The following is a 24,555-nucleotide window of genomic DNA, read 5'->3' as shown; positions in this document are numbered from 1 at the left end:
CAGCCTTAAAAGTTCCTGACAGCAGTAAGCCGAACGCGTTATCTTTGGGTGAAGAACAAGTACATTTGCTGCGCTTTTAAACAAAAGGTAAATAAAATGGAAATTGGAATTGATAGTTTCGCATCCGCCATGTACGGCAGCGATGCCCTCGAAGGTGTGGACGCAATGGAGCAGTTACTGGATAGGATCTCAATGGCAGATCAGTCCGGACTGGACGTCTTCGGCATTGGTGAACATCATAAAAAAGAATTTCTGGATTCGGCCCCTGCTGTCATCCTCTCGGCAGCTGCCGCCAGAACAAAAAATATTCGCCTTACCAGCGCTGTAACCGTTTTAAGCACGTCCGACCCTGTCCGGGTTTATCAGAGTTTCGCCACGCTGGACCTCATTTCCAAAGGACGGGCAGAGCTCGTGGTAGGTCGTGGCTCAGCAATTGATGCCTATCCGCTTTTTGGATTTAACCTCAATGATTACGATGCACTGTTTAAAGAAAAATTGGATCTCCTGCTGAAAATCCGGGAAAATGAATTTGTCACATGGTCAGGCAAATTCAGGCCGGCTTTAAATAATCAACCTGTTTACCCAAGATCGCTTCAAGAAAAATTGCCTGTGTGGCTGGGCGTAGGCGGCACGCCCGAATCATTCGCCAGAGCGGGGAGATTGGGTTTGCCGTTAATGGTGGCGATCATTGGCGGTGAAACCGAGCGCTTCCGTCCGTTGATCGATCTGTATCGTGAAGAAGGTCACAGGGCAGGTTTCAGGCCGGATCAATTGAAAGTTGGGTTGCATTCACCAGGCTATGTTGCGGCAACGGACGAGCTGGCCATCGACGAATATTATCCGGGTTATGCCGAACTCTGGACCAAGCTGGGCAGAGAAAGAGGCTGGCCGCCGGTTACGAGACGGCAATTCGACGCACTGATCGCGCCCCGGGGCGTTCTGGTTGTGGGCGGACCGGAAAAAGTGGCGGAAAAGTTGCTTAACCACAGCAAGGCACTCGGCGGTGTCGACCGGTTTACATTTCAAATGGATAACGCAGGACTTACGCACCAGCAGCTAATGCGTTCCATTGAACTGATCGGCACAAAGGTTATCCCGCTGCTAAAAAGGAATGTTGACTGAGCTGAATTGAATGACGCGCCTGCCGGACGATCTTATCGGGATGCGGCTGCCTGCGCTGTCTGGATTAAACTTCCTTTTTTAGGTTTTACACTATTTAATCTGCTGACCTGTATCGTGCCCGAATTGATCGCCGTCAATAGGAGCCGTTGCTGGTCAGCAGTTTTTATAAAAATACTTTTCCGGGCATCGCCCCGGATCATCAGCCCGCTTTCGGCGCAGTTTGTTGGTGTAAACTTCCCTTTTCCATTCCCTAGCAACAGCAATCCCGTGGATGCATCCTGTCTGCCCATATTTACTTCATTGGGATAAAAGTTGCCGGTCAGGATCACATCTTCGTGCCCGTCTGCATTCACATCGGCTGTCGCAATGCCAAATACGGGTGATTTTTGCGCTTCGACAGGCAATGCTCGTATCTTAAAATTCCCTTGTCCGATGTTCTCAATGTAAGCGCTTTGGAGGTAAGTCGCTTCTGCGGAATAGGCATCTTTAATTTCATCGCCCGAAAGCAAATCGTCGAAAGTAACCTGCGCATAGTCTGCATAATGCGGGAATTTGCGACGGAACTGTATCACCTGCTGATTCAACGCGTCGCGGGGGACGCTTGGATAGCGCTTACCCTGAATGAAATAGCCCATTAAGGGGTCAAAAGTGCCATCACCGTTGAAATCTTTTGCCACAATCTTGATCGGTTCCTTCTCAGAAGCACGATAAAATGTATTCAAACCCTCATTACCGGCAACAAAATCAATGTCTCCATCATGATCAAAATCGACAGCTGCAATGCTGTTCCACCAACCCGTGAATTGACCCAAGCCGGTTGTCTTTTGAGATTGCAGTGATTTTCCTTGTTTGTTCTCAAAAATGCGGATCGGCATCCATTCACCCGCCAGCACGAGGTCATCAAATCCATCCTGATTGGTATCAGCCCACAATGCACTGCATATCATGCCCACATTGCGGAGCTCGGGACAAAATTGGGAGGTGACATCGCTGAAATGCGGCTGACCGTTTTTCGAGTCATTCCTGAGCAGATAGCTGCTGGCAGGAAGCGGATATTTCCCCGGGATACTGCGACCGCCAATGAAAATGTCCAGGTCGCCGTCTTTGTCAAAATCACTCGTTACCAGACAGGAACTGCTTAATGAAATCGCCGGAAAGGCCGATTGCGCTGCTGGCGTGAAGTTTCCTTTACCATCATTCAGGTATAGTTGTACATTGTAAAAAGCCTTTTCCGTCACAGGCAGTTCATTTCCGCCGTTTGAGACCACCAGATCGAGGTCACCATCTTTGTCCGCGTCCAGAAAAACAGCGGCAGCATTTTCATGCAAAGAATCCTGAGAAACAATGCGCTTTTCAAACCTACCGAAGGCCGTTTGCAGGAACATTGCGGGCTCCGCTCCCCGATAACTTCCTCCTGCAAAAATATCCTCCAGACCATCCCCATTCACATCGCCCGACGCGATCGCAAAGCCGTTTTTAGACAGCATTTTGTGCATAGTAGCAGTCTGTTTGAAATCAATAAAATTGCCTTCCTTGTGCTGAAAGTCAATGTTCATTTGTTTTGAAATGTCGGTAAAATAAGGTTGCGGCTTCGGTTTGGTTAATGCGGGCTTTTCGGATTGCAATACATCTTTCTGGTTTAAAATCAACCGTTTATTGGCAGCAATGCCAGAAAGTTTCTGTGACTTGCCCCCGGGCCACACCACTTCCAGACTATCAATGAATGCATGGTTTCCGATCCCAAAATGCAGCACCGGGTCCACGGAAGACTGAAATCCCCTTACAACGCTCATTTCAGCATATTGCTTTGTTTTGCCTGTCCAGATGGTAACCTTGCTTCCGATCCCGGACAAGTTGCCCTTTGCTCCGTTGAATGCAATGGTCAGGAAGTTTGATGTTCCTTTTTCCCGGCTATTGTTTTGGTATATAAATGCTTCTGAATCAATATTATTGACAACCAGATCGAGGTCACCATCGCCGTCCAGATCGGCGTAGGCGGCGCCGTTGGAGTAGGAAAGTTCGTCGAGCCCCCATGCTTTGGAGGTGTTGGAAAATGTAAGGTTACCAGCATTCTTATAGGCATAATTGGCGATCTGCACCTCAGGCACTTTTTTAATCAGTTCCAATGCATTCTGCTGTTTGAAATTATTGGTGCCAAAATTTGAGAAATCTTCTTTGAACTGGATAAAATCCCGGTCCGTCACGTCGCGGCGGTAACCATTGGTGATGAAAATGTCTTTATTCCCATCATTATCAAAATCCGCGATTAGCGGCGCCCAGCTCCAATCTGTTTTGGCAATGCCGGCCAACAAACCGATCTCACTAAATACGGGCACCTCACCCTGTCCCGCACCGACTCCCTGGTGCAGCTGCAACATGTTGCGCATATACTGCAACTGATAGCCATACTGATCCGAAATACTCATTTCCTTCCGGTCGTAATCCTGCCCCGCCAGCATTTTTTTCTGCCGAAAATTGTCCTCTGGAAGCATATCCAGCTGGAAAATGTCGGGGTAGGCATCATTATTAATGTCGGCCACATCCAATCCCATTCCGTACAAGCTCGTATGCGCAGTCGCTTCCCGGATCACATTGTTGAAACTGGGCATTCCCGCGTTTTTGATACCATTGTTCAGGTAAAATATGTCGCTGCTGATGAAGTCATTGGAGCAATAAATATCAGGATAACCATCTTTGTTTAAGTCACTTACCGCCAGTCCCAGGCCTAAGCCTTCAAATCTGACACCGGCGTCTTTTGAAACATTGGTAAAAACGGGAATCCCATTTTCACCTGCTCCATCGTTGCGAAACAGCTTGCCCGTGCTGGGATAAGAGCCGTCATGGTAGGTTTTGCGGAGATAATTAGGGTTTTGCAGGTCCGGCGCAGAATTCATCATAAAGGCATCCAGGTCGCCATCCAGGTCTGCATCAAAAAAGGCAGTCTGAACCGTGAACGAAGCATCATTTAAACCATAAGCTTTGGCCATTTCCTTGAATACAGGCATCTTATTTTTACCCAGGCCCTGATTTACAAAAAGCAGGTTTTCCGTGTCTTCGGCAGGAATCTTCATGTGTTTTGCCACGGAAACATAAATGTCCAGCAAGCCATCCTGGTTAATGTCCACCATAGAGATCCCCGTGCACCAGCGGTTAGTCTTCACATCGGCAGCCTCAGTAATATCTTCAAATGCCCATTTTTTAGAAAGCGTATCAATCTTGCTCAAATACAACCGGCAGCTTACCTGGTTGCCCCCAAAGAAAATATCCGGCTTCCCATCATTATTAACATCCCCAATCCCGACGCCGCCGCCATTGTAGAAGTTGGTGAATGTAAATGGGTTGATCGAGTCGTTGGGGGTTAATGTATTAGAAAAAGAAATCCCCGTTTCCGAGGATTTGTGGGATGTAAAAAGGCTTTCCTGCTGTTTTTTGCAGGAAAAGATCAAGAGCAGGAAGGATAAAATGGTAAATCTTCGCATACTTTAAATGCTGTTGTTTGTGGCATTATAACCCTGACTAACCCTGTCGCCTTGTCACCCTGAGCGGAGCCGAAGGGGAGGATCGAGACGTTGCATCTCGGTCCTCCCCTTCGGCTCCGCTCAGGGTGACAGGCGTGATGATGGGCTTACTAGTACCCCGGATTCTGATCCCCCGGCTCAATCTTTGCGTTGTTGTCCACTTCCTGCTGGGGAATGGGTAGCAACTCGTGTTTGTTGGCCTGGAAGTAAGCTAGCGGTTCGGATTTTAGCTTTTTATTCTTCCTCCACCTTACAATGTCCCGGTTGCGGATTTGTTCGCCGCTTTGCTCCACACGTTTTTCGTGAATGATGGCTGCGAAGACCTGGTCTTTGGTCGAAACAGGAAATCTTGCCGTTGGATAGGCTGGCATGCTTACGCTTTTGCGGGCGCGGATCATGTTCAGGTATTTTACAGCTTCGGCTGTGTTGCCCAACTCATTTTCCACTTCGGCCAGTGAAAGAATGGTTTCTGCAAAACGCATGATCCGCTGGTTGATCGCTCCTGTCAGGAATGATTCGTTCATCTTGTACATGAGCGAATATTTCTGCCAGCTCACTTTTTGAGTCACACCATCCACCACCGACGCGTTACCATTCTGCTGTCCGTCCGTTAATGTGTTGGCGCCTTTATTATATTTCTCTCCTGTGAAATAAAAGGAATCATCATAACGCGGGTCGGTTTTGGCATCACCTTTCTTGGTTTTTTCAAATTCCGAAAGCAAGCTGTTCGACGGGATCACATTACGCCATCCGATAGCCGAATATTCCTGCGTACGCACGGTTTCTGTTCCTGCCGTAGCGCCGTTTCCGTCACCATCCCAGTTGTACACACCGCCCGAAGGAAAGAAGTTAACCTCGAAAATAGACTCTTTGTTGAATTCAGTTTCTTCCAAAAAGTTGTCGTTGTAATTATCCACAAGCGCATAAACGCCTGAGCTGTAAACTTTCAGCAGTTCTATTTTCGCATTGGCATAATCACCTTTTTGCATATGCGCCCTGGCCAGAAGCATCTGTGCGGCACCTTTGGTGATCCGGCCCTGGTTCGCTGCATCGTAAGTCAATGGCAGATCGGCCTGGATTGCCGCCAACTCAGAAATGATAAATGCGTACACTTCTTCTTGCGGAGAACGGGGAAGGCTGCCGTCAACTGTTAACACATAATTTTTATAAAGCGGCACATCACCCCAAAGGCTAACGAGCTCATAATAAGCATAGGCTCTTAAAAAACGCGCTTCTCCCAGCAGCCTTTTCTTGTCCGCATCAGCCAGATCCGTCACCTTTTCCGAATTATCCACAACGGCATTGGCGCGGTGGATCAAACGGTAATAAGCCAGCCAAACTGTTCCCAAAACCGAATTTCCCGTGTCATGCGTCCCGAGCAAGAGCTGGTTACGCGGCGTTTCGAGCTGCCCGCCGCCTGCTGCCACATCGTCGCTGCGCAGGTCATGCAGGAAGAACCATTCCCTGGCGACGAGGTTATTGGATTTGAGCATGGAATACACGCTGGTAACGCCGCTATTGAGTTCCGCCCCGTTTTTATAGTAACCTTCCACGGTCACCCCATTGGGATTTGTCTTTTCCAAAGTGTCGTCATTACAGGCGAACACGATTCCGAAAAGGCAGACATATATGATGATAAGTTTCTTTTTCATTTCAGTTTCCTTTTATAAAATTTTTATATCAAAACCCTACGCTCAATCCTACCTGCAAGGTTCTTGGCTGTGGATACATACCGTAATCGATGCCGTTGATGAGCTGCGTTGCTGTATCCGTGGAAGAACCGTTCACACCGATTTCAGGATCCAGCCCGGAATATTTGGTGAAAGTCAGCAAGTTGGTTGCCGAAACATAGAAACGCGCTTTGGTAATTGTTTCTTTTGTCAAAGCAGACAGGATCTTCGTCGGAATGGTGTAACCTATGCTCAGGTTTTTGATCCGCATATATGATCCGCTTTCTACAAAACGGTCGCTGGTGCGGCTGTTGTTGTTGGGGTCGCCGCTTACTGCGCGTGGCACATCGGTGTTCGTGTTGGTTGGTGTCCAGGCATTCAGCACGTCGGTTCCGGCATTAAACAAACGCAACATGCCCTGCTCGATAACCTTTGTTCCATTGTAAATTTTATTTCCCTGCACACCTTGCAGATACAATGTAAAATCGAAGTTCTTGAAATTTCCTCCCAGATTGGCTCCGTAGCTGAACTTCGGAATGAAGCTGCCCAGGTAGGTCCGGTCGGAAGGCGTGATGCGGCCATCGCCGTCACGGTCTTTGAAACGGATATCGCCCGGTGCTGCCGCGTCCAGATACTTGGTTTTGTCATCGCCATCCAATGCATTGGCTGCATTGATCTCAGCCTGATTTTGGAAAATACCATCCACTTCATAGCCGAAGAACGATTGAATGGGGTGGCCGGCTTCCGTTTTAGTAATGTCACCGCCGCCAAAATCAGCATTAGATCCTGAGAAAAGTGTTGCGCTTTGGGTTGCAAGGCTCAACACCTTGTTTCTGGTGATATCCAAATTAGCCGAAGCATTCCATTTGAAATCGCCGTCATTTTTGCTGTAACCCAACTGGAATTCATAACCCCAGTTTTTCATGCTTCCAATGTTCGACAGCGGCGAGGTCGAGTAACCCACCGAGTTGGGGATCGGGACTTGCAGCAACAATCCATCTGTTTTGCGGTTGTAGGTTTCCGCAGTGAATGTGACGCTGTTATTGAACAGGGCCAGGTCAATACCGAGGTTGGTCATGGTCGTGCTTTCCCATTTCAGCTGCGTATTGGCCAGTGAGCTGAAATACGAACCCAGCACTTTGTTTCCGCCAAAAACATAATTGCTGTTATCGGCCGATACAAGTGCTTGCCATGCATAGCTTCCGATGCCGTTAAAACCCGTTTGTCCGTAGCTGGCGCGGATTTTCAACTCGGAGATTTCCGGGACTGATTTCAAAAACTCCTCCTCGCTGATCCGCCATCCCAGCGAAAGCGACGGGAATGTCCCCCATTTGTTCCCTGGCGCAAAGCGCGAAGAACCGTCACGGCGGATAGACCCGCTAAGCAGATATTTTCCCGCATATTCATAATTCAAACGTCCTACATAAGAGATCAGCGAGCTTTCGTCCAGCGTGCTTGTAGCATTTGGATTGGAGGCGCCTTGCAGCTCGTCGATGTCATTGTTTGGCCGGTAACCGGATCCGTTCAGGGTGCTGGCCCGGAAGGTTTGCTTGTCAACAATCGCTGTTACATTAAGTAAATGTTTGCCAAAATTCTTTTCAAATGTCAACTGGTTTGTCAGCACGGGTGAGAAGAAATTAGTGCGGTTATCCTGGATCTCATATTGTGTACGCGATTTGAAACCATCATTATAAATCGGGAACTGATTGACGGTGTTCGCGGAAACGATATCTGCACCAAAGCTGAAACGGTATTTTAGAAAACTGGCCAGCTTAACCTCAGCAAACAAAGATCCCAGCAACTTCAAACGCTGGTTACGCGTCACATCCATTAATGCAATGCGGACCGGGTTATCCGGGTCACTTCCATCGGCAGCGGTTGGCGAACTGTAACCACCTGGTTTTGTTGGGTCGGTAACAGGCCAGTATGGCAGGTTACGGATCATCTGCATCACAGCAGTACGCCCTCCCCCAAATCCCTGCTCGCCGCGTGATTTGTCAAATGATACGGTCAAAGTCTGTCCTATGCTCAAAAATTTGGCGACCTGATGATCCGAGTTGAGACGCACATTGGCGCGCTTATAATTTGTGCCAATCAAAATCCCTTCCTGGTCAAAATAGCCAGCCGATGTAAAGAAACGGGAAACAGCATTGCCTCCTGAAACTGAAATCTGGTGCTGCTGGATGGGCGCGCTGCGGAACATCACGTCCTGCCAGTTGGTATTTGTTTGGGCAAAAGTTTGCGTGGCTCCCGGATAAATGGGCTGGTTCAGATCATTCAGCCTGCCCGGCAAGGCTATCCCGGCGTTACCAAGCAAGGCCGTTGCATATTGCTTATATTGGTCTGTATTCAGCACATCCAGCTTTTTCCAGGCCGACTGCGTGCCATAATAAGTATCCAGGTTCACATGCAGCTTACCGTCTTTGGATCCTTTTTTGGTTGTGATAATGATCACACCATTTGAAGCGCGTGAGCCGTAAATGGCGGCTGAGCTTGCATCTTTTAAAACCTCCAGTGATTCAATGTCCTTTGGATCCAGGTTGTTCAGGTCCCCGGCAGGAATTCCGTCAATCACATAAAGCGGCCCGGAAGCATAGTTAATACTACCGATACCCCTTATACGTACAACCGGAGTCTGGCCCGGACTACCGTTATTCACTACCCGGACGCCTGGCACTCTTCCCTGCAAAGCTTGTTCCGCACTAACCACCGGCAGTGCTGTCAGCTCTTTGGGAGAAACCGAAGATACGGCTCCGGTAAGGGATGATTTCTTTTGCGAACCATAGCCGATTACCACCATTTCTTCCAAAGCCTGGTTCTCAGCGGCCAGCCGGATTTCGATCCTAGTCTTGTTGCCCACTTCGACCTCCTGCTTGGCATACCCTATAAAGCTGAATACCAACACACTGGTTTCCGAAGGAACACTTAGTGAGAACTCTCCTTTCGTATCCGTAGTGGTTCCTACGCTACTGCCTTTCAAGGTAACATTCACACCCGGCAACGCTTCACCATTATCGGCCGTGACCTTGCCTGCAACCTGCTTGTCTGCGAACCGGGCGGCATAACTGATCTGCATAGACAGCGCCAGTAATATCACAGCCCCGCTTAACCATGTACCCCAGAGGCGGGTAAAAATTTGTAATCGATTTTTCATAGATCCGACTTAAATGTTAAGATGACACTTGTTGAACAGCACAAAATATTCCCGGATGGGAATCAAAAAAAGACAGCTAAACGCAACGTGGAACGCAGATTAAGTCCAATTTTTAATCAGATCAATCCTATATACAAATATATAATCTTTTAGATATTTGTCAAGGCTACACTTAATAAAAGTGTGAATTTTTTATGATTTTTTGCGATTCTTTGAACAGCCGGGGATCTATCTCATTAAGTACACATTAACCGACTTCTTTACATCCTCCAATGTCTGTTTTGGTGGTTCAAAACCTGCGGGAACAGGTTGCTTCGTAAATGTTTGTAAATACAGAACCCACGCATCACGCCACCAGATCGCTTCCCTGCGATGCACCTTCAACCGTTCTGCAACATCCGTATAAATTTGTGGATCAAGGCTCGGTTTGGCCAGGTCCCATTGCTGCTGCATCCATACAACAGAGTCCGCGCCAGTGTAAAAACGGGTGCAAAGTTCCTCCCACAATGTCCTGCCAGTGCTCAGTTTTTTATCCCAGCGAACGTGATGGAACCACAGCAGGTAAGGAAGTGGTGTTTGGTCAGGATTGTTCCATTGTTTCTGAACCTCCGGCCGGTACTGGGCCAATGCGTTGCTTCCGGAAGCTGTCCGGTCGAAACCCAGCCCGATTGAGTCAGCACGATGATAGTAAACGGCGGTCCAATCCGGGCGCGAGCCCTTGTTTTGCCAGGGTTCGGGGGCGAAATGGACGCCCATCCAGGGACGGGAAAGGCCGAGCGGTGTGTTGTAATCGACGTAAATTTCGCGGGAACGAAGCATTAATGCGGTAATGTGCTCGCTTGCTTTTGCATTTTGGGTCAAGGTCAAGGCAATCCATTCCCTGGCGATCTGTTCTGAGGTTAGCTGATGATCCCAGCTTAGTCTTCCGAATGCATACCAGTTGGCCTGCGCCAGCGGATGGCCTGTCCAGTTGCGGCTGTTGCCTGTATTGGCCACGCCAGCCATAAGTGTGCGCTCATAACCGTGCAGGCTGCCATCAACAATCTTTGCAACCGTCGATCCGGCTCCGTTTACATAAGTGTCCGAATCCAGGCATTCTTCAAAAATGGGCGCTTCATAAACTGCGTGGGTTGCAAAGCCCAGATATTCCTGCGTGATTTGAAATTCGATGCCCAGCGGCGTTTTGGGCATATTGCCGAACAGCGGCGAGAACGGTTCGCGGGGCTGGAAATCAATAGGACCGTTCTTGACCTGAACAATTACCTTCTGATCAAATTTTCCATCCAGAGGCACAAATTCCTCGTGCGCCGCTTTGAAGCGATCCGCGTTGGGATCGGCTTTGTAAACAAACGCACGCCAGATCACAATGCCGTCATAAGGTTTGAATGCTTCGGCCAGCATGTTGGCCCCGTCGGCGTGGGTGCGGCCGTAATCCTGCGGGCCCGGTTCTCCTTCTGAATTGGCTTTAACCAAAAACCCGCCGAAATCAGGGATTTCCTTGTAAATCTGGGCAACCTTCTCTTTCCACCACGCGCGCACCTGCGGGTCGAGCGGATCGGAAGTTTTAAGACCGCCTAATGTTTTGGGCGCAGCAAAATATACGGACAAGTAAGTTTTGATCCCATATTTCCGCATCACATTCGCCACCGCCGCCACCTTCACAATGTATTCCTGTGACATGAACCGAGCGCTTGCATTCACATTGTTAAGTACAGTTCCATTAATGCCCAAAGAAGCATTGGCACGCGCATAATCCGCATAACGCGGGTCCACGCGCTCGGGCAGCTCATACCATTTCCAGAGCGATTGTCCCGCATAGCCGCGCTCAATCGTGCCATCCGGATTATCCCAATGGTTCAGCATCCGGTAACGCACTCTGGGGCTGCTGGCAAGGTTTAAACCCTTGACCGGCAACTGCATTTGCATATGCCGCAGCAGGGCAAATGTTCCATACAAAATCCCCTGCTCCGATTTTGAACTAATGATCACGTTGCCGCCCGACAACTGGATCCGATAACCTTCAACCGGCTGTGCAGTACTAGCGCTCGTTTCTATTTTGAAAACTATTCCACCCGACTTTCCAGCAAATGAGTTTGTGATATTTACAGATTTATCCAAAAGTTTACCTAATCCCAATTGCAGCTCCTGAGATGCGCTCTGCATGATTTGACCACTCGCGGGCCTACCAATGAATGCTGCATATTTCAGATATTCAGATTTCATCGAAGCATTCCTGACCGGCTCATAGTTAAGCCATAACCGATAACCGTCATTCCCGTCAGAAGCTAACGGTTCGGCGTCCGACGCTTCGGCGCCCGACGCTTCGGCGCCTGACAGATCAGCTGCAAGCAGTTTGAAGCCAATCAACAGGCAGCTAAAAAGCATTAAGAAAGGGCTTTTGGTCATGATTGGTGTTTTACAGAATTATTTTCTCAAACTTTGAATATGCTCTGCGACATTGCGCATTGTATCCACGTAAATTTCTTTTTCATTCTCTTTCAGATAATGCAGCAACTCACTGTGCGCCTGGTTTGACACATTCAAAGCATGCTCCCCGCCCACGCCGTGAAACAGGAAAACGAGCAACTTTCCGCTTTGCTGCGCCTGCTCTACCAGCTCGATCATATCCTTGCCCGATTGTTCCACCATCGAATAGCAGTCAATGTCCATCAGTTTTTGTTCCTCAAATGTGTGCATTTCATGTCTGACCGCTCTGGCGGCTATAAATTCGCTGGAAAGCGTTTGTATAAATTCGCCCTCTGCCACCTTTTTATGTCCGCAGGTGAAGGCGAATGTGCGTTTATCAAGCCCGTCAATTGATTTCAAGAATGCATTGCACATCCGGACCTCATCCTGGATGCGGCCCATGCTATACTTGCTGAGATCATATTCCGGCTTCACCCAGCTCATGCCCGGTCCGGTTGCATCGCAGGGGTGATAAAGCGTATGGTTGCCAAGTTCGTGCCCGGAGGTTGCCGCGGCGCGCCAGTCTTTGATGCGGTTTCGGGCGGCGTCCGAGGAAGCGGTTAAGTAAAATGATCCCTTTAAGCTCAGCGAATCAAGGGCCGGAATTACGTTATCCAGATGGACATTTAAGGCATCATCATAAGTCAATACGACTGCACATTTTTTCCCTTTCCACGGCTTGCTTTCATCCGGCTGCTCACCGTCCGTGCGGAATGGCGAAGCGGGAAGGTTGGCTGAGTTATAAAAATTGATTCCCTCAGGATTATCCTGCCAGGCATAGCGGATGTATTTGGGCGTTTTAACCATTTCGCTGCTCAGCTCAATCTGATCTTTTCCCAGAATCTTTGCATTAGCCCAAACGAATTTCTTGTCATCGCCAGCCATAGCAAACCAGCGCAATGTTTGCTCATCAATTGACTTAATCCCATCAGCGACATTGTCAAATGTGAGAACAATCTTGTCGGCTGCTATGCTTTGCGATTTCAATGTCGGGCCGCTATGAACGACGTTTTTGTCGCCATAAGCCAGGTTTTTGGCAGATAGCGCCAGTCTCTGGCCAATCTCCTTTTTGTTCAACGGGTGAATATCGTTCCACTCTCCCAGATCCAATGTTACCGCGACAGCCGTGTTTTTCAGTGTTAATGCGCGGTTTTGCGCTTCCCTTAGCAGCGCCATGTTACTTTCGGCAGGCAGGAAGTCAATATCCTGAAAATTAGGCAACTGCACCACCAGAAAAGGCAAATTATCATCATTCCAAAGCTTGCGGCGATCATTAATCAATGCGGGCAAAAGCACATTGTAAGGCTCGGGATCATGCACATTGGTCTCGCCCTGATACCATAGAAACCCTTTCAACTTCATCGGCAGCACGGGCGCAATCATCGCATTGTATAGTGCAGCAGGTTGGTTTTGCGCAATAAATGGAGCTGGGCTGTCATCTGACCTTTTTGCCGGCTCAAAAACCTGCCCTACTTTATATTGCCACGTTCCTTTCAAGTCAATTTCCTGATCACTGGCTGTCATGAAGTAAGGCTTGTCCGGCACAAAACCGCCTTTTCCAGCGGTATTGGTAACACGTATCACAAGTGTATTTTTGCCTGCTTTCAACAAACCGGCAGGAATTTCATAACGCCTCGGCGGATATTGGTAGGTTACGCGACCTATGCTTTTTCCATTGACAAACATCTCGTCCGCGTCCACAATGCGGCCCATATACAGCTTCACCGGCTTGCCGATCCAGCTTTCGGGCACCTCAAATTCCCTGCGGAACCATACCACTCCATTTAAGTCTTTCAGCCCCTGATCTTCCCAATAACCAGGAATGTTGAAGTTCCGCCAGCCTTTGGGCTGATAGGAATCGCTTTCCCAATGTTCGGTCAGTCCCGGATCTGTTGATTTTGGTGGCTTTGGCGCGTTAGTTAGCGTGCTCTGCTTCCTTTCCAGGACGTAGGCAGTGTCTTTATTTTTATTGATAACCTTTTGAATGTCAGCAAAATCCTTGTAACCACCTTCACTGATCCAGGCTTCAATGGGCGTGCCGCCTACCGAGCTGTTAATGATGCCGATGGGCACTTTGTATTGGTCGTAAAGGTCTCTGGCAAAAAAGTAAGATACAGCACCAAAGCCTAGCACATCTTTGGGATTGGTTGCCTTCCATTCGGCGTTTGGAAAATCCTGCTGCGGGCCTTTCAGATCGGTTAATGTGGGAATGAAAAAATTGCGGATGTCGGGGTAACTAGCGGTGGCAATATCGTCAGGATAGCGTTCTTTCACACGCTCCATGTTGATCACCATATTGCTCTGTCCGTTGCAAAGCCACACATCTCCGAAGGCTATATTCCTGATCGTGAGCTGGCTTTTGCCTTTTATGACCATTTCAAAACCAGTTCCCGCCGGTTGTGCCCGCAGCTGGATTTTCCATTTGCCATCCGCACCGGTCAATGTGCTTTGCTTCTTGTTTTTGAACGTTACCGTCACCTTTTCCTTAGGCGTTGCCCAGCCCCAAACCGTGATCGGCTGGTCGCGCTGCAACACCATATTGTCCGAGATCAGCTTAGGCAGGCGGACTTGGGCAACCGAGTTTGTTGAAAGAAAGATCAGGAAAAGTAAAACGCGCATTGGATATATTTAGAAATAGCTTTTTAAAAATTCACAACGCCGTCAAATGCCTTCTTGGGTTTAAAATTCTGATCAAAAAGCAACGGATAATCCTTACGGCCCGGCACGGGAAAGTTATCGAGCCACGTCGTTTTGTCCGAAACATTCCAGAATGTGACGCCAGTTATCGCTCCTTTGTGCTTTCTGAATGTGTCAAAAATCATTTTGTAATGTGCTGCCTGCTTTTGCTCCATTTCCGGCGTAAATGTGCTTCCTTCGCCCTCCTTTTTTTGTCTTCGTTCATGTTCTTTGGGGTAAACTGAAACATCCAGCTCCGTAATCTGAACGGCCAGACCTAAGCTGGCAAACTGCATGATCGACTCTTCCAGCTCGGCCTGTGTCGGTTCATAAATTGACCAATGTGCCTGCAATCCTACGCCATGAATCGGGACATTTTTCTCTTTTAATTTTGTGACCAATTGAAAGATCTTGTTTCTTTTAACCGCGCTCTCCGTGTTATAATCATTGTAAAAAAGCTTTGCATCCGGGTCCACGGCGTGGGCGTATTCGAATGCTTTTTCAATGTAATCTTCGCCTATGATCTGGTAAAATTTGGATTCTCTGTAAATGCCTTTGCCCGTGTCGGGAACAGCCTCATTAACAACGTCCCAGGCGTAAATCTTGCCTTTGTAATGCGTCATTACATCGGTAATGTGCTGTTTCAGACGTGCCAGCAATTCTTCCCGCGAAACCTGCGCACCGAGTGAATCGGTGAAGAACCACTTGGGCGTCTGGTTATGCCAGCAAAGCGTGTGACCGCGCACCTTAATGCCATTGGCTTCCCCGAATGCAACAATGGCATCGGCATCCTTCCAGTTGTATACATTTTTTTCAGGATGGATCGGCCCCATTTTCATTGCATTTTCAGGCGTTAGGCTGCTGAACTGCTGCTTGATCAATTCCGCTTCCGGCCCGGCCACGCTTCTGGGTGAAACGGCGACGCCGATGGGAAAATAATCTTTATATGCTTCTTTAAGCGATTTTTGCGCCAGAAGATTGGTGGACGACAACAACGCAGCCGATACCGCAACTGTCTTGACCCAAGTGCTTAATAGTGATTGATTTACCATAACAATGTTGATGAACGATTATTTAAACAAAACCTGCGAAAATCCATGCAGATCGTGACGCCACACCGGCCACGTATGCCCGCCGGGATATTCGCTGTATTGATATTTAATGCCCAGCTCGTCGTACTTGCCCAGCATGATCTTGCAGTTTTTGTAGGCAATATCCGCTTCGCCACCCATGGAGATCCAGAAGTTTTTCAGGTTGCTGTTGATCGTCTTTGCATTGTCTTTGGCAAATGCATAATGCGGGCCGGATAATGCGTCGTTGTTGGCAAACCACCCGGAACTGAAAACGCCCAGGGACGAGAACATGTCCGTGTTTTTGACTCCCGCGTATAATGTCTGTATGCCACCCATGGACAAGCCTGCCAATGCGCGGTGTGCGGCGTCAGCCTGCACCCGGAATGTGCTTTCGACGAACGGAACGGCTCCTTGTTTCAGCTCATTTTCAAATACTTTGAGAAAACCGTCACCGGCTGTGGCCATGCTGCCCGGCCCAATCGGACTGCCAAGGTTTCCATCCATCATGACCACGATCATAGGTTTGGCTTTTCCTTCTGCAATGAGGTTATCGAGAATCAGATTGGTTTTCCCTTGCGTAGCCCATCCGCGCTGGTCCTCGCCTCCTCCGTGTAACAAATAAAGCACCGGATATTTTTCGGTAGACTGGTCATAGCCGGGAGGCGTGTAAACATACATTTCGCGCCAGGAGTTGCTGGCTTTGGATAAGTATTTTTTGACGCGGATATCGCCGTGCGGCACGTCGCGCATGGCATAGTAACCTCCGTTGCGGAATGGAATTTCGATGCCGCTCGCCATGCGGCCCATTCCATAAAACGTCTCGCTGGCCGGATCAGCCACTGCAACGCCGTCGATCATTAGCGAGTAATAATGAAAGCCTTCACCAATAGAATCCGTCGTTACCGACCAGACGCCAGCGGTGTCCTTGACCATATCATACTTTTTGCCCAGATCCACCTGGACTTTTTGCGCATTAGGCGCTTTGGTGCGGAACACAACCCGGTTGTCCGGCAGGATTTGCGGATATTTTGCATTCCGGATGTTCGTTGCCGCGGGCGATCCCAGAATGGTGTATTTAGTCAAAGAAGGAACATCGACCGGTTTGAACAAAAACTGCGAAAACATGTATAAACCATTTTTCCAAACCTTGAAATCATGCACGCCCGGCTCAATATAAAAAACGTGGGGAACATTGTTTTCAAACAGATAATCATGCGTCCGCTTGCTGAATGTGATGAGCCGATCCTCATCGCCACAGGATAGGAAAAGCAATTTCAGCTTGTTTTTGGCCTCTTCCGGATTGGGCATCAGCTCGGCAGGCGCTTTCGTATTCGGCGCGGAAGAAAACCCTCCTACCCACGCAAACTGATCCAGATTTCCCAAACCAAAGTTCAGAGACTGCCCGCCGCCCATCGAGAGCCCCGCAATTGCACGGTGCTCGCGGTCCTTCAAAACCGGATATCTACTTTCAACAAAAGGGATCAGATCTTTGAGCAGATCCTGTTCGAATGTAGCAAATGCAGCCACCTTATCGGGCGCCATAATGTTGCCCGTTGCGCGGTCGTCCTTCATCGCACGGCCATTCGGCATAACGACGATCATGGGCTCAATTTTCTTTTCGGCATACAGATTGTCCAGGATCAACTGCGGATTGCCGCCTTTCAGCCATTCCTTTTCATCGCCGCCAATGCCATGCAGCAGATACAAAACCGGATACTTTTTCTTTTTGCTAAAACCCGGAGGGGTGTAAACCAGCATTTTACGCTTGTTCCCCACCGTTTTGGAATCATACTGAACCGTATCGATATTTCCAGCCGCCACACCAGCCTGCGCCGTGTCGTACCCTTTCGGCATTTCTCTTAAAATCTCCTGCGCCTGACTCACGGGAGCCAGCAGTGCGAGGCACATTAGAATTGGTAAAAATCGTTTCATGGGTTGTTGAAAGATATTGGTTTAGTGATGATTCTGATTACATAGGGCCGATCAGCTCCACAAATGTTCCATCCGGATCCTGAACTAGGACGAAGTGCGAATCTTTGGTCAGAGGTGTGGGCGTGCTGCCGAGGAAAGTCACATTTTGCGCTTTCAGCCTGTCGATAATGGGCGTTAAAGATTTCACCTGAATGGTAATGTACTGCGGACCTGTATCGTCCTGGATGAATTTAGGTTTGGGATGACTGGCCTTTTTGCCAAAGCTCATCAGCTTCCAATCCGTGCCTTCGGGGCCATTTTCGAGTTTCAGAATGTTGACTTCAACGGCTTCACCGCCTGTCAAACCGCCCCTTTTCCCGAATTCGGCATTAATCGTAAAATTGCCGGTTTTGACCATGCCAATCCCTTTAACGTAAAAATCAAGGGAGCGCTGCATATCCGCTACCACGACGCCTACGCCGATGGATTTGCTGGTAAAATTGGATTGCGCATGAACAAAACCGCCTATCAGCAGCGCTGTAACGGTCAATAGCTTCTTAAACGTGGACATATTCACTAGTTATTTAATTGTTTTGAAAATAGGATCATTGCCGCTGTATTTCAAGTATTTGAATGAAGCAGAGTTGGTTGTAGGCTCGCCTGAAGAGGTTGCGTACATGCCGAACAAACAGCCGATAAAGCCGCCTGCGACTTCGGTGCTCAGGAATTTGGCGTCGACTTTGTCTTTGAGCAATTCCCAGGAACTGCCTTTGGAAAAATAGAAGCTGTAAGTGTCGCCTTCTGCTACAATGCGCAGTTTAACCGGCCTGGAAGCGTCCGAAACGGGCATTTCGGACATTAACTCCATTTCTTTTCCCGTTGCAGCACTTTTGAAAAGCTGCACCATGGGCTTTCCTTCTTTTATTGATTTACTCAAAAAATAGAAATGTGCTTCATCCTGGAAAATGCTCAGGCCAGCTTTTTCTTTTTCTGATTTGGGAGAAAAATCGAGTTCTACTTCGGTTGTGCAGAACAAATGCTGCTGGCGTTTTCCGATGAACGAAGGGTTGCCCAGTTCCATGATGGTTTCGGGTTTCAGCTTCATCGTCAATCCTTTTTGCTTCGATAAAGCGAAGGAGCTGCTGTCGATGGTCCGCATGAAAAGCAGCGCAGGATCAAGTTTGCTTTCAAATGTTAAAGTGTAAGCGAAGTTTCCAGCCTGCGGAAGCGCGTCTTTTTGTTTTACTTCCTTATAATTGACCTTGTATTCGTAATCCACATTTTTTGTCGGCGGGTTAATCACCGGCCAGTCGTTTTTCCATTCCACTGGCGCGATGAATGTTTCGCGGCCGGTGTTGTAATAATTGCCTTCATAAGGGCGCACGGCCAGGAAAATGGCGTAGGTTTTTCCATCCGGGCCATCTACAAACTGCGCATGACCGGCTGACGTGATCGGATCTTTGCGGTCTTCCGGTAATCCCTTTTGGGTTAATATCGGGTTATTTTCATAAGGCACAAATGGCCCCCACACCGATTTGCTGCGGAAAACAACTTCGGTATGGTTCACCGACGTGCCGCCTTCGGCTGCGTACAGATAATACCAGCCATTACGCTTCATGATATGCGGTGCTTCAATCCAGACCGGCTTTTTGCTTAGATCCACACCACCATTCACAAGTTGCTTTTCCTCGCCGACAACCTTCATTGTGGCAGGATCCAGCTCATAGATCCGGATCGTTCTGTGGCCGGAATACAAGGGTTTACGGTCCGGCGCGTCGCTGTTGTAAATGATATAGGCTTTGTTATCATCATCAAAAAACAATGAAGGATCGATGCCGCGGGCTTGTGGAATGCGGATCGGGTTGCTCCACGGGCCAGCCGGATTTTTTGCCGTAACTACAAAATTTCCGTCATGGTCAATGTCCGTGCAGGTCACATAAAATGTGCCGTTGTGATGGCTGATCGCGGGTGCAAAAAGTCCTCTGGTCAGCTTCTCACCCATGAAATCCATTTGTGAAGACCGGTCGATGACATTGCCGATCTGCTTCCAGTTTTTCAAATCCTTGCTGTGAAAAACCGGGATGCCGGGGAAGTAGGAGAATGTAGAGTTCACCAAATAGTAATCCGCCCCAACCTGCACGACGCTCGGATCGGGATAGAAACCGGTCAGGATAGGGTTAACCAATGTCGTTTGGGCCGACACAAGCTGTCCCATGCAAAGCCACGCAACACAAGCGGCAGAAATAAATCGTTTGATCATTATAATTTGACCTTAATCATTGATACTAATAACTTATTGAGCGACAAAGACATAAGACTTGCCAGCCTGCGTCGGAATGTCGTAAAGGAATGTTTTCTTGATCGTTGGCGCGGACAGATTAGCCTTAGGAGACAACACGGCGCTGGCAACCGGCTCAACCTGGTAAAATGCATTGGCATTCTGTCCCGAAGCTTGGCCTAGCGACTTGCCGCTGGCCGTTTTCAATGTGTTTGGCGTCCGCAACCGGAGGTTTCCCCCGAGCTTCGATTTCACCTGCACTTTCGTGAGCTTACCTGCTTTCCATTCCATATTCACCACTTCAAAACCGCCCTGCGCAAGTAAGCCGCCAATGTTTCCGGCTTGCCAGACGTCGGGTAATGCAGGAAGTAAATGCACCGAGCCGTCTGCGCTTTGCATGAGCATTTCAGTAATTCCCGAGGTGCAGCCAAAGTTGCCGTCGATCTGGAATGGCGGGTGGGCGTCGAAGAGGTTGTTATAAGTGCCTCCCCCTTCCTTGGACGTGCCTAATGGTGAAAGTTGGCTTTTAATTAATGTAAATGCATGGTTACCATCCTGTAAACGGGCCCACCAGTTTACTTTCCAGCCCATGCTCCAACCTGTCGAAACGTCGCCGCGGTGCAGTAAAGTGGTGCGTGCTGCGGCGAATAATTCGGGTGTGCGGTAGGCGGAAATCTGGTCGGATGGGAACAGGCCGTACAGGTGGGAAACGTGGCGATGATGATCGTTGGGATCATCCACATCGTCGAGCCATTCCTGCAATTGTCCGTGCTGGCCTACGTGCATGGGCGGCAGGCGTTTGCGCATTTGCCTAAGCGAATCGGTGAATGCAGCGTCTTTTTTCAGGATTTCGGCCGCACGAATCGTGCTGCTGAAAACGTCGAATGCGATCTGGTTGTCCATTGTCGTTCCGGCATCCAGCGAGGAGCCTTCGTGCGCGGCCGGGGCATTTTCGGGCGAGCTTCCGGGGTTTACGACGAGCCATTTGTATTTGGGGTGTTCAATCAAAAAGTCGGCATAGAATGTAGCTGCGCCTTTCAGGATCGGGTAAATTCTGGCGAGATACGCCTTGTCGCCCTGATACAGATAATGTTGCCACAAATGCTGGCTCGTCCAGCCGCCGCCTGCGATCCACATGCCCCAGAAGGCACCGTCGATAGCGCCGGTTGCGCGCCAGATATCCGTATTGTGATGCGCCATCCAGCCCCTTGCGCCGTACATGGTCCTGGCCGTTTCTTTTCCGGTTTGCGAAAGTTCCTCAACCATTTTCAAAAACGGCTCATGCAGCTCGCTCAGGTTGGTACGCTCCGCCGGCCAGTAATTCATCTGCGCATTAATGTTAATGGTGTATTTGCTGTCCCACGGCGGCATCATTTTATTGTTCCAAATCCCCTGCAAATTGGCAGGCTGGCCGCCCGGTTGCGAGCTGGAAATCAACAGGTAACGACCATATTGATAGTAAAGCGTAACCAGTTCGGGATCATTCACATTACGGAAGTTTTTCAGTCTTTCATCAGTCGGTAAGTTACCCAGTTCTGTTGTGCCGAGATTGAATTTGACGCGTTTGAAATATTTTTGATAAGCTGCAATGTGCGGGTTTAGCATGCTCGCGAACGATTTGGATGCAGCTTTATCAAGGTAAGCGGCAGCCAGCGCGTTTTCGTCGCCGCTGATGTCATTATAGTTCTTAAAATTGGTCGCGATCGAAATGTAAATGGTCGCTGCATTGGCGCCGGCGACATTGAGTGCGGTGTCATTCGCGGTCACATTGCCGCCTTCGGTTTTGATCCTGGTAATCCCTTTGAAACGTACCTGACCTTTCACGCCCTCGTGATCCTGCGTCGTGCCGGCGATGGTAAGGTCTTTTGCGGTGTTTGTTTTAATGGATTTCGTTTTGTGTAAAGAGGCATAGGAAGCATTGAATGCCAGCTTACCCGGCTTGTCGGCGGTGAGGCGGATGACGATCACGCGGTCGGGGAATGAAGCCAGGACTTCACGGGTATAGTTGACGCCATCGACCTGGTAAGTGGTTTTGGCCACGGCGCGTTCAATGTCGAGTTCTCTGTAATAATTGGTAAAAGTATCGTGACCCGGAAATGTCAGCCGCAAGTCACCCAGCGGCTGAAACATTTGTCCGTGTGATTTTTTAGTAATGATGGCTTTGTTGGCCAGCTTCTCGGCTTCTTTTTGTTTATTTTCAAAAATCAGCTTGCGGATTTCCGGCAATGCAGCCAGCGCCTCGGGATTATCATTCCGGTTTGGTCCGCCCGACCATAATGTATGTTCATTGAGCTGAATCGTTTCATTCACCACATTGCCATACACCATTGCGCCCTGCCTGCCGTTTCCGACAGGCAAGGCATTTTCCCATATTTTGCCCGAAGGCTGTTTATACCAAAGCTTTTGCACGCGGGGCGTTTGTGCATAACCCGTCAACGTTATTGCCATTAACGAAAGGCAAAAGACTTCCTTCAAAAAATAACGCATCAGATTTTCACCATTTTGCCGCTCGCAGCAGATTTATAGATCGCTTCTACCACACGAATGTCCCGCAGCCCCTCTTCGCCGGGTGCGATAAGGTCCGCGTTGGTCATCAGGGCAGTGCAGTCTTCATCCATTTGTTTTGCCTGCTGACTTTTTATAGGAAAATTGATGATTGTCCCATCCGACAAGCTGCCTTTATTGCCATTATAACCCGACTGCGGTTCCAGCTTGGCCCAGCCTTTTTCATAATTCACTTGCAGATAATTCATATTTATGCCAAAACTTGTCTGGCAGGATGCTTTGGCGCCGCTTGGGAAATCGAGCATGAACATCATCGTTTCTTCCACTTCTTTATAAATGTCGGGACGGGTTGTGGAAGCCTGGGCGAAAACACTGATGGGCTCCTCTCCCGTGGCGAGCCTGGCGCCTTGCAATGCATATACACCCATATCGCCCATTACGCCGCCGCCTAATGCTTTCTTTTGTTTCCAATGATCGGTCCGCGCATCAAAATAACCCGCCGCACTGCTGACCATTTTCACTTTCCCGAACTTAGGATCTTTGGCAATCTTCATAATGGCCTGAATGTTCGGATCGTGCTGGCAGCGATAACCGATGGCGAGCTTTACTTTATTGGCTTTGCAAGCCTGGATCATGGCTTCGCAATCAGCGACGGACGGAGCCATTGGTTTTTCACAAAATACGTGCTTACCTGCCTTGGCAGCGCGCACCACAAACTCCCTGTGCATGGATGGCGGCAAAACCACATACACGACGTCGATATCCGGGTTGTTGGCGATATCGTCGAAGTTTTTGTAGTTGTAAATGTTTTTGTCGGGAATGTTGTACTTGGCTTTCCAGGTTTCGGCTTTGGATGGGGTGCCCGTAACGATGCCGGCCAGGTAACATTTCTCTGTCATCTGCAGCGCGGGCGCGAGCAAGTCCGTGCTGTAATAGCCAAGGCCGACCAGCGCAATGCCCAGTTTATCCTTTTTGGGATTTGTGGACGCCAGAAGGGAATTTCCTGTGAATAATGTGGCCGCCCCGGCCAGTGTCAATGTTGATATGAAATCACGCCTCTCGATATGCATAGGATGTTTTTTTTATTTAATAAGCCAAAGGGAATGTTCACCTACTTTGTCAAGGATTGATGGTTGTAATGTTCCCGCTGGCATCCCTTAGCAATTCCCTGACCTTCACATTGCGCAAATGCGTTTTGCCTGAAAGCGCCGCATCGTGATAGAAAATATACCATTTGCCTTCGACTTCAACAATCGAATGATGTGTCGTCCAGCCTTCTACAGGATTCATAATCACACCTTTGTATTTGAATGGCCCATAAGGAGAGTCGCCCTCGGCATAGCATAGCAGATGTGTATCTCCGGTAGAATAGGAGAAATAATATTTACCATTGAATTTATGCATCCAGGCGCCTTCAAAAAAGCGGCGTTTGGTGTCAGACGCTAAGATTGGCTTCCCGTTTTCATCCAGGATCTGAACGTCTTTCAAAGGCTCGGCGAAGGATAGCATATCATTGCTCATGGCTGCTACCTTGGCGCTTAGTGCAGGCTCATTTTCATGGCCTTTGCCCAGGTCCGTCATCAAGCTTTTGTTATAGGTGCCAGTATGCCAGCGCTGCAATTGACCGCCCCAGATCCCTCCCAGATACATGTAACTTTTACCGTCCGTGTCTGTAAAAACGGCCGGATCGATGCTGTAACTTCCTTTCATCGGCTGAGGCTCAGCCTTGAACGGACCAGTTGGTGATTTACTGGTGGCCACACCCATGCGGAAGACGCCCTCCTTGTCTTTGACAGGAAAATAAAGGTAATAGGTGCCATTTTTGAATGCAGCGTCAGGCGCCCACATCTGCTTACCGGCCCAGGGGACATCTTTTACATCCAGCGCCACACCGTGGTCTGTTACTTTACCACCGATCTTATCCATGGAATAAACGTGGTAATCGCGCATTTGAAAGTGCCCGCCCTCATCGTCCTGCGGCACATCGGCCTCAATGTCGTGGGATGGATAAATGTAGATCTTCCCGTTGAAAACGTGGGCCGACGGATCGGCGGTGTAGAGGTCGGTGACCAGCGGTTTAATGCTGGTTCCCTGACCGAAAGTGGTTTGAATTCCGAGGCCACCGAAGGCCAGCAACGACGCAGATATTACTGCTAATGCATTACGATTTATCATCATTTGA

13 protein-coding genes are annotated in these 24,555 nt (G+C 49.0%); 1 reads left to right on the top strand and 12 read right to left on the bottom strand.

Features of this window, described 5'->3' with window-relative positions; all coding sequences use genetic code 11:
* Positions 1 to 96 precede the first annotated feature (96 nt).
* Positions 97 to 1,122 carry an LLM class flavin-dependent oxidoreductase gene (locus L0660_RS13755; RefSeq protein WP_235159981.1) on the top strand — a complete coding sequence of 342 codons (1,026 nt, stop codon included), beginning with the start codon at positions 97 to 99 and terminating at the stop codon, positions 1,120 to 1,122.
* A gap of 32 nt (positions 1,123 to 1,154) precedes the next feature.
* Here L0660_RS13755 and L0660_RS13750 read toward each other — a convergent pair whose 3' ends face one another.
* The 12 genes from L0660_RS13750 to L0660_RS13695 form a co-directional block, all read right to left on the bottom strand.
* On the bottom strand, positions 1,155 to 4,601 hold the full coding sequence (locus L0660_RS13750; RefSeq protein WP_235159980.1) for a VCBS repeat-containing protein: 3,447 nt from the start codon (positions 4,599 to 4,601) through the stop codon (positions 1,155 to 1,157).
* Positions 4,602 to 4,750: 149 nt separating this feature from the next.
* Positions 4,751 to 6,292, bottom strand: a complete 1,542-nt coding sequence (locus L0660_RS13745; RefSeq protein ID WP_235159979.1) for a RagB/SusD family nutrient uptake outer membrane protein — start codon at positions 6,290 to 6,292, stop codon at positions 4,751 to 4,753.
* Between the two features lie 28 nt (positions 6,293 to 6,320).
* Entirely contained in the window at positions 6,321 to 9,464 is a 3,144-nt protein-coding gene (locus L0660_RS13740) for a TonB-dependent receptor (RefSeq protein WP_235159978.1), read from the bottom strand.
* Between the two features lie 228 nt (positions 9,465 to 9,692).
* Entirely contained in the window at positions 9,693 to 11,870 is a 2,178-nt protein-coding gene (locus tag L0660_RS13735) for an alpha-glucuronidase family glycosyl hydrolase (RefSeq protein ID WP_235159977.1), read from the bottom strand.
* A gap of 18 nt (positions 11,871 to 11,888) precedes the next feature.
* Positions 11,889 to 14,549: a sialate O-acetylesterase gene (locus L0660_RS13730; protein ID WP_235159976.1), complete on the bottom strand. Its 2,661-nt coding sequence runs from the start codon at positions 14,547 to 14,549 to the stop codon at positions 11,889 to 11,891.
* Between the two features lie 23 nt (positions 14,550 to 14,572).
* Entirely contained in the window at positions 14,573 to 15,658 is a 1,086-nt protein-coding gene (locus L0660_RS13725; protein WP_235159975.1) for an endo-1,4-beta-xylanase, read from the bottom strand.
* An 18-nt stretch (positions 15,659 to 15,676) separates the two neighbouring features.
* A complete protein-coding gene (locus L0660_RS13720) occupies positions 15,677 to 17,587 on the bottom strand; it encodes an alpha/beta hydrolase-fold protein (protein ID WP_409013402.1) in 1,911 nt (636 codons plus the stop codon).
* 61 nt (positions 17,588 to 17,648) lie between these two features.
* Positions 17,649 to 18,161 (bottom strand): VOC family protein, encoded by a 513-nt coding sequence (locus L0660_RS13715; RefSeq protein ID WP_233796431.1) that lies wholly within the window; start codon positions 18,159 to 18,161, stop codon positions 17,649 to 17,651.
* A gap of 9 nt (positions 18,162 to 18,170) precedes the next feature.
* Positions 18,171 to 19,850 (bottom strand): glycoside hydrolase family 43 protein, encoded by a 1,680-nt coding sequence (locus L0660_RS13710; RefSeq protein ID WP_235159973.1) that lies wholly within the window; start codon positions 19,848 to 19,850, stop codon positions 18,171 to 18,173.
* Between the two features lie 33 nt (positions 19,851 to 19,883).
* On the bottom strand, positions 19,884 to 22,316 hold the full coding sequence (locus tag L0660_RS13705) for a glycosyl hydrolase family 95 catalytic domain-containing protein (protein WP_235159972.1): 2,433 nt from the start codon (positions 22,314 to 22,316) through the stop codon (positions 19,884 to 19,886).
* Positions 22,317 to 22,354: 38 nt separating this feature from the next.
* Positions 22,355 to 23,443: a Gfo/Idh/MocA family protein gene (locus tag L0660_RS13700; RefSeq protein WP_233796434.1), complete on the bottom strand. Its 1,089-nt coding sequence runs from the start codon at positions 23,441 to 23,443 to the stop codon at positions 22,355 to 22,357.
* Between the two features lie 49 nt (positions 23,444 to 23,492).
* Positions 23,493 to 24,551: a glycoside hydrolase family 43 protein gene (locus L0660_RS13695; protein WP_374759189.1), complete on the bottom strand. Its 1,059-nt coding sequence runs from the start codon at positions 24,549 to 24,551 to the stop codon at positions 23,493 to 23,495.
* Between the last annotated feature and the right edge of the window lie 4 nt (positions 24,552 to 24,555).

It is taken from the genome of Dyadobacter sp. CY351 (assembly GCF_021502625.1).
GTDB lineage: Bacteria > Bacteroidota > Bacteroidia > Cytophagales > Spirosomataceae > Dyadobacter > Dyadobacter chenhuakuii.
Note: the sequence above shows the minus strand (reverse complement) of the source record. Positions and strands in the feature narration are given on the sequence as shown.

Coding starts and splice junctions, on each gene's coding strand:
- L0660_RS13755 (WP_235159981.1), top strand. CDS start 97: ATGGAAATTGGAATTGATAGTTTCGCATCCGCCATGTACGGCAGCGAT.
- L0660_RS13750 (WP_235159980.1), bottom strand. CDS start 4,601: ATGCGAAGATTTACCATTTTATCCTTCCTGCTCTTGATCTTTTCCTGC.
- L0660_RS13745 (WP_235159979.1), bottom strand. CDS start 6,292: ATGAAAAAGAAACTTATCATCATATATGTCTGCCTTTTCGGAATCGTG.
- L0660_RS13740 (WP_235159978.1), bottom strand. CDS start 9,464: ATGAAAAATCGATTACAAATTTTTACCCGCCTCTGGGGTACATGGTTA.
- L0660_RS13735 (WP_235159977.1), bottom strand. CDS start 11,870: ATGACCAAAAGCCCTTTCTTAATGCTTTTTAGCTGCCTGTTGATTGGC.
- L0660_RS13730 (WP_235159976.1), bottom strand. CDS start 14,549: ATGCGCGTTTTACTTTTCCTGATCTTTCTTTCAACAAACTCGGTTGCC.
- L0660_RS13725 (WP_235159975.1), bottom strand. CDS start 15,658: ATGGTAAATCAATCACTATTAAGCACTTGGGTCAAGACAGTTGCGGTA.
- L0660_RS13720 (WP_409013402.1), bottom strand. CDS start 17,587: ATGTGCCTCGCACTGCTGGCTCCCGTGAGTCAGGCGCAGGAGATTTTA.
- L0660_RS13715 (WP_233796431.1), bottom strand. CDS start 18,161: ATGTCCACGTTTAAGAAGCTATTGACCGTTACAGCGCTGCTGATAGGC.
- L0660_RS13710 (WP_235159973.1), bottom strand. CDS start 19,850: ATGATCAAACGATTTATTTCTGCCGCTTGTGTTGCGTGGCTTTGCATG.
- L0660_RS13705 (WP_235159972.1), bottom strand. CDS start 22,316: ATGGCAATAACGTTGACGGGTTATGCACAAACGCCCCGCGTGCAAAAG.
- L0660_RS13700 (WP_233796434.1), bottom strand. CDS start 23,443: ATGCATATCGAGAGGCGTGATTTCATATCAACATTGACACTGGCCGGG.
- L0660_RS13695 (WP_374759189.1), bottom strand. CDS start 24,551: ATGATGATAAATCGTAATGCATTAGCAGTAATATCTGCGTCGTTGCTG.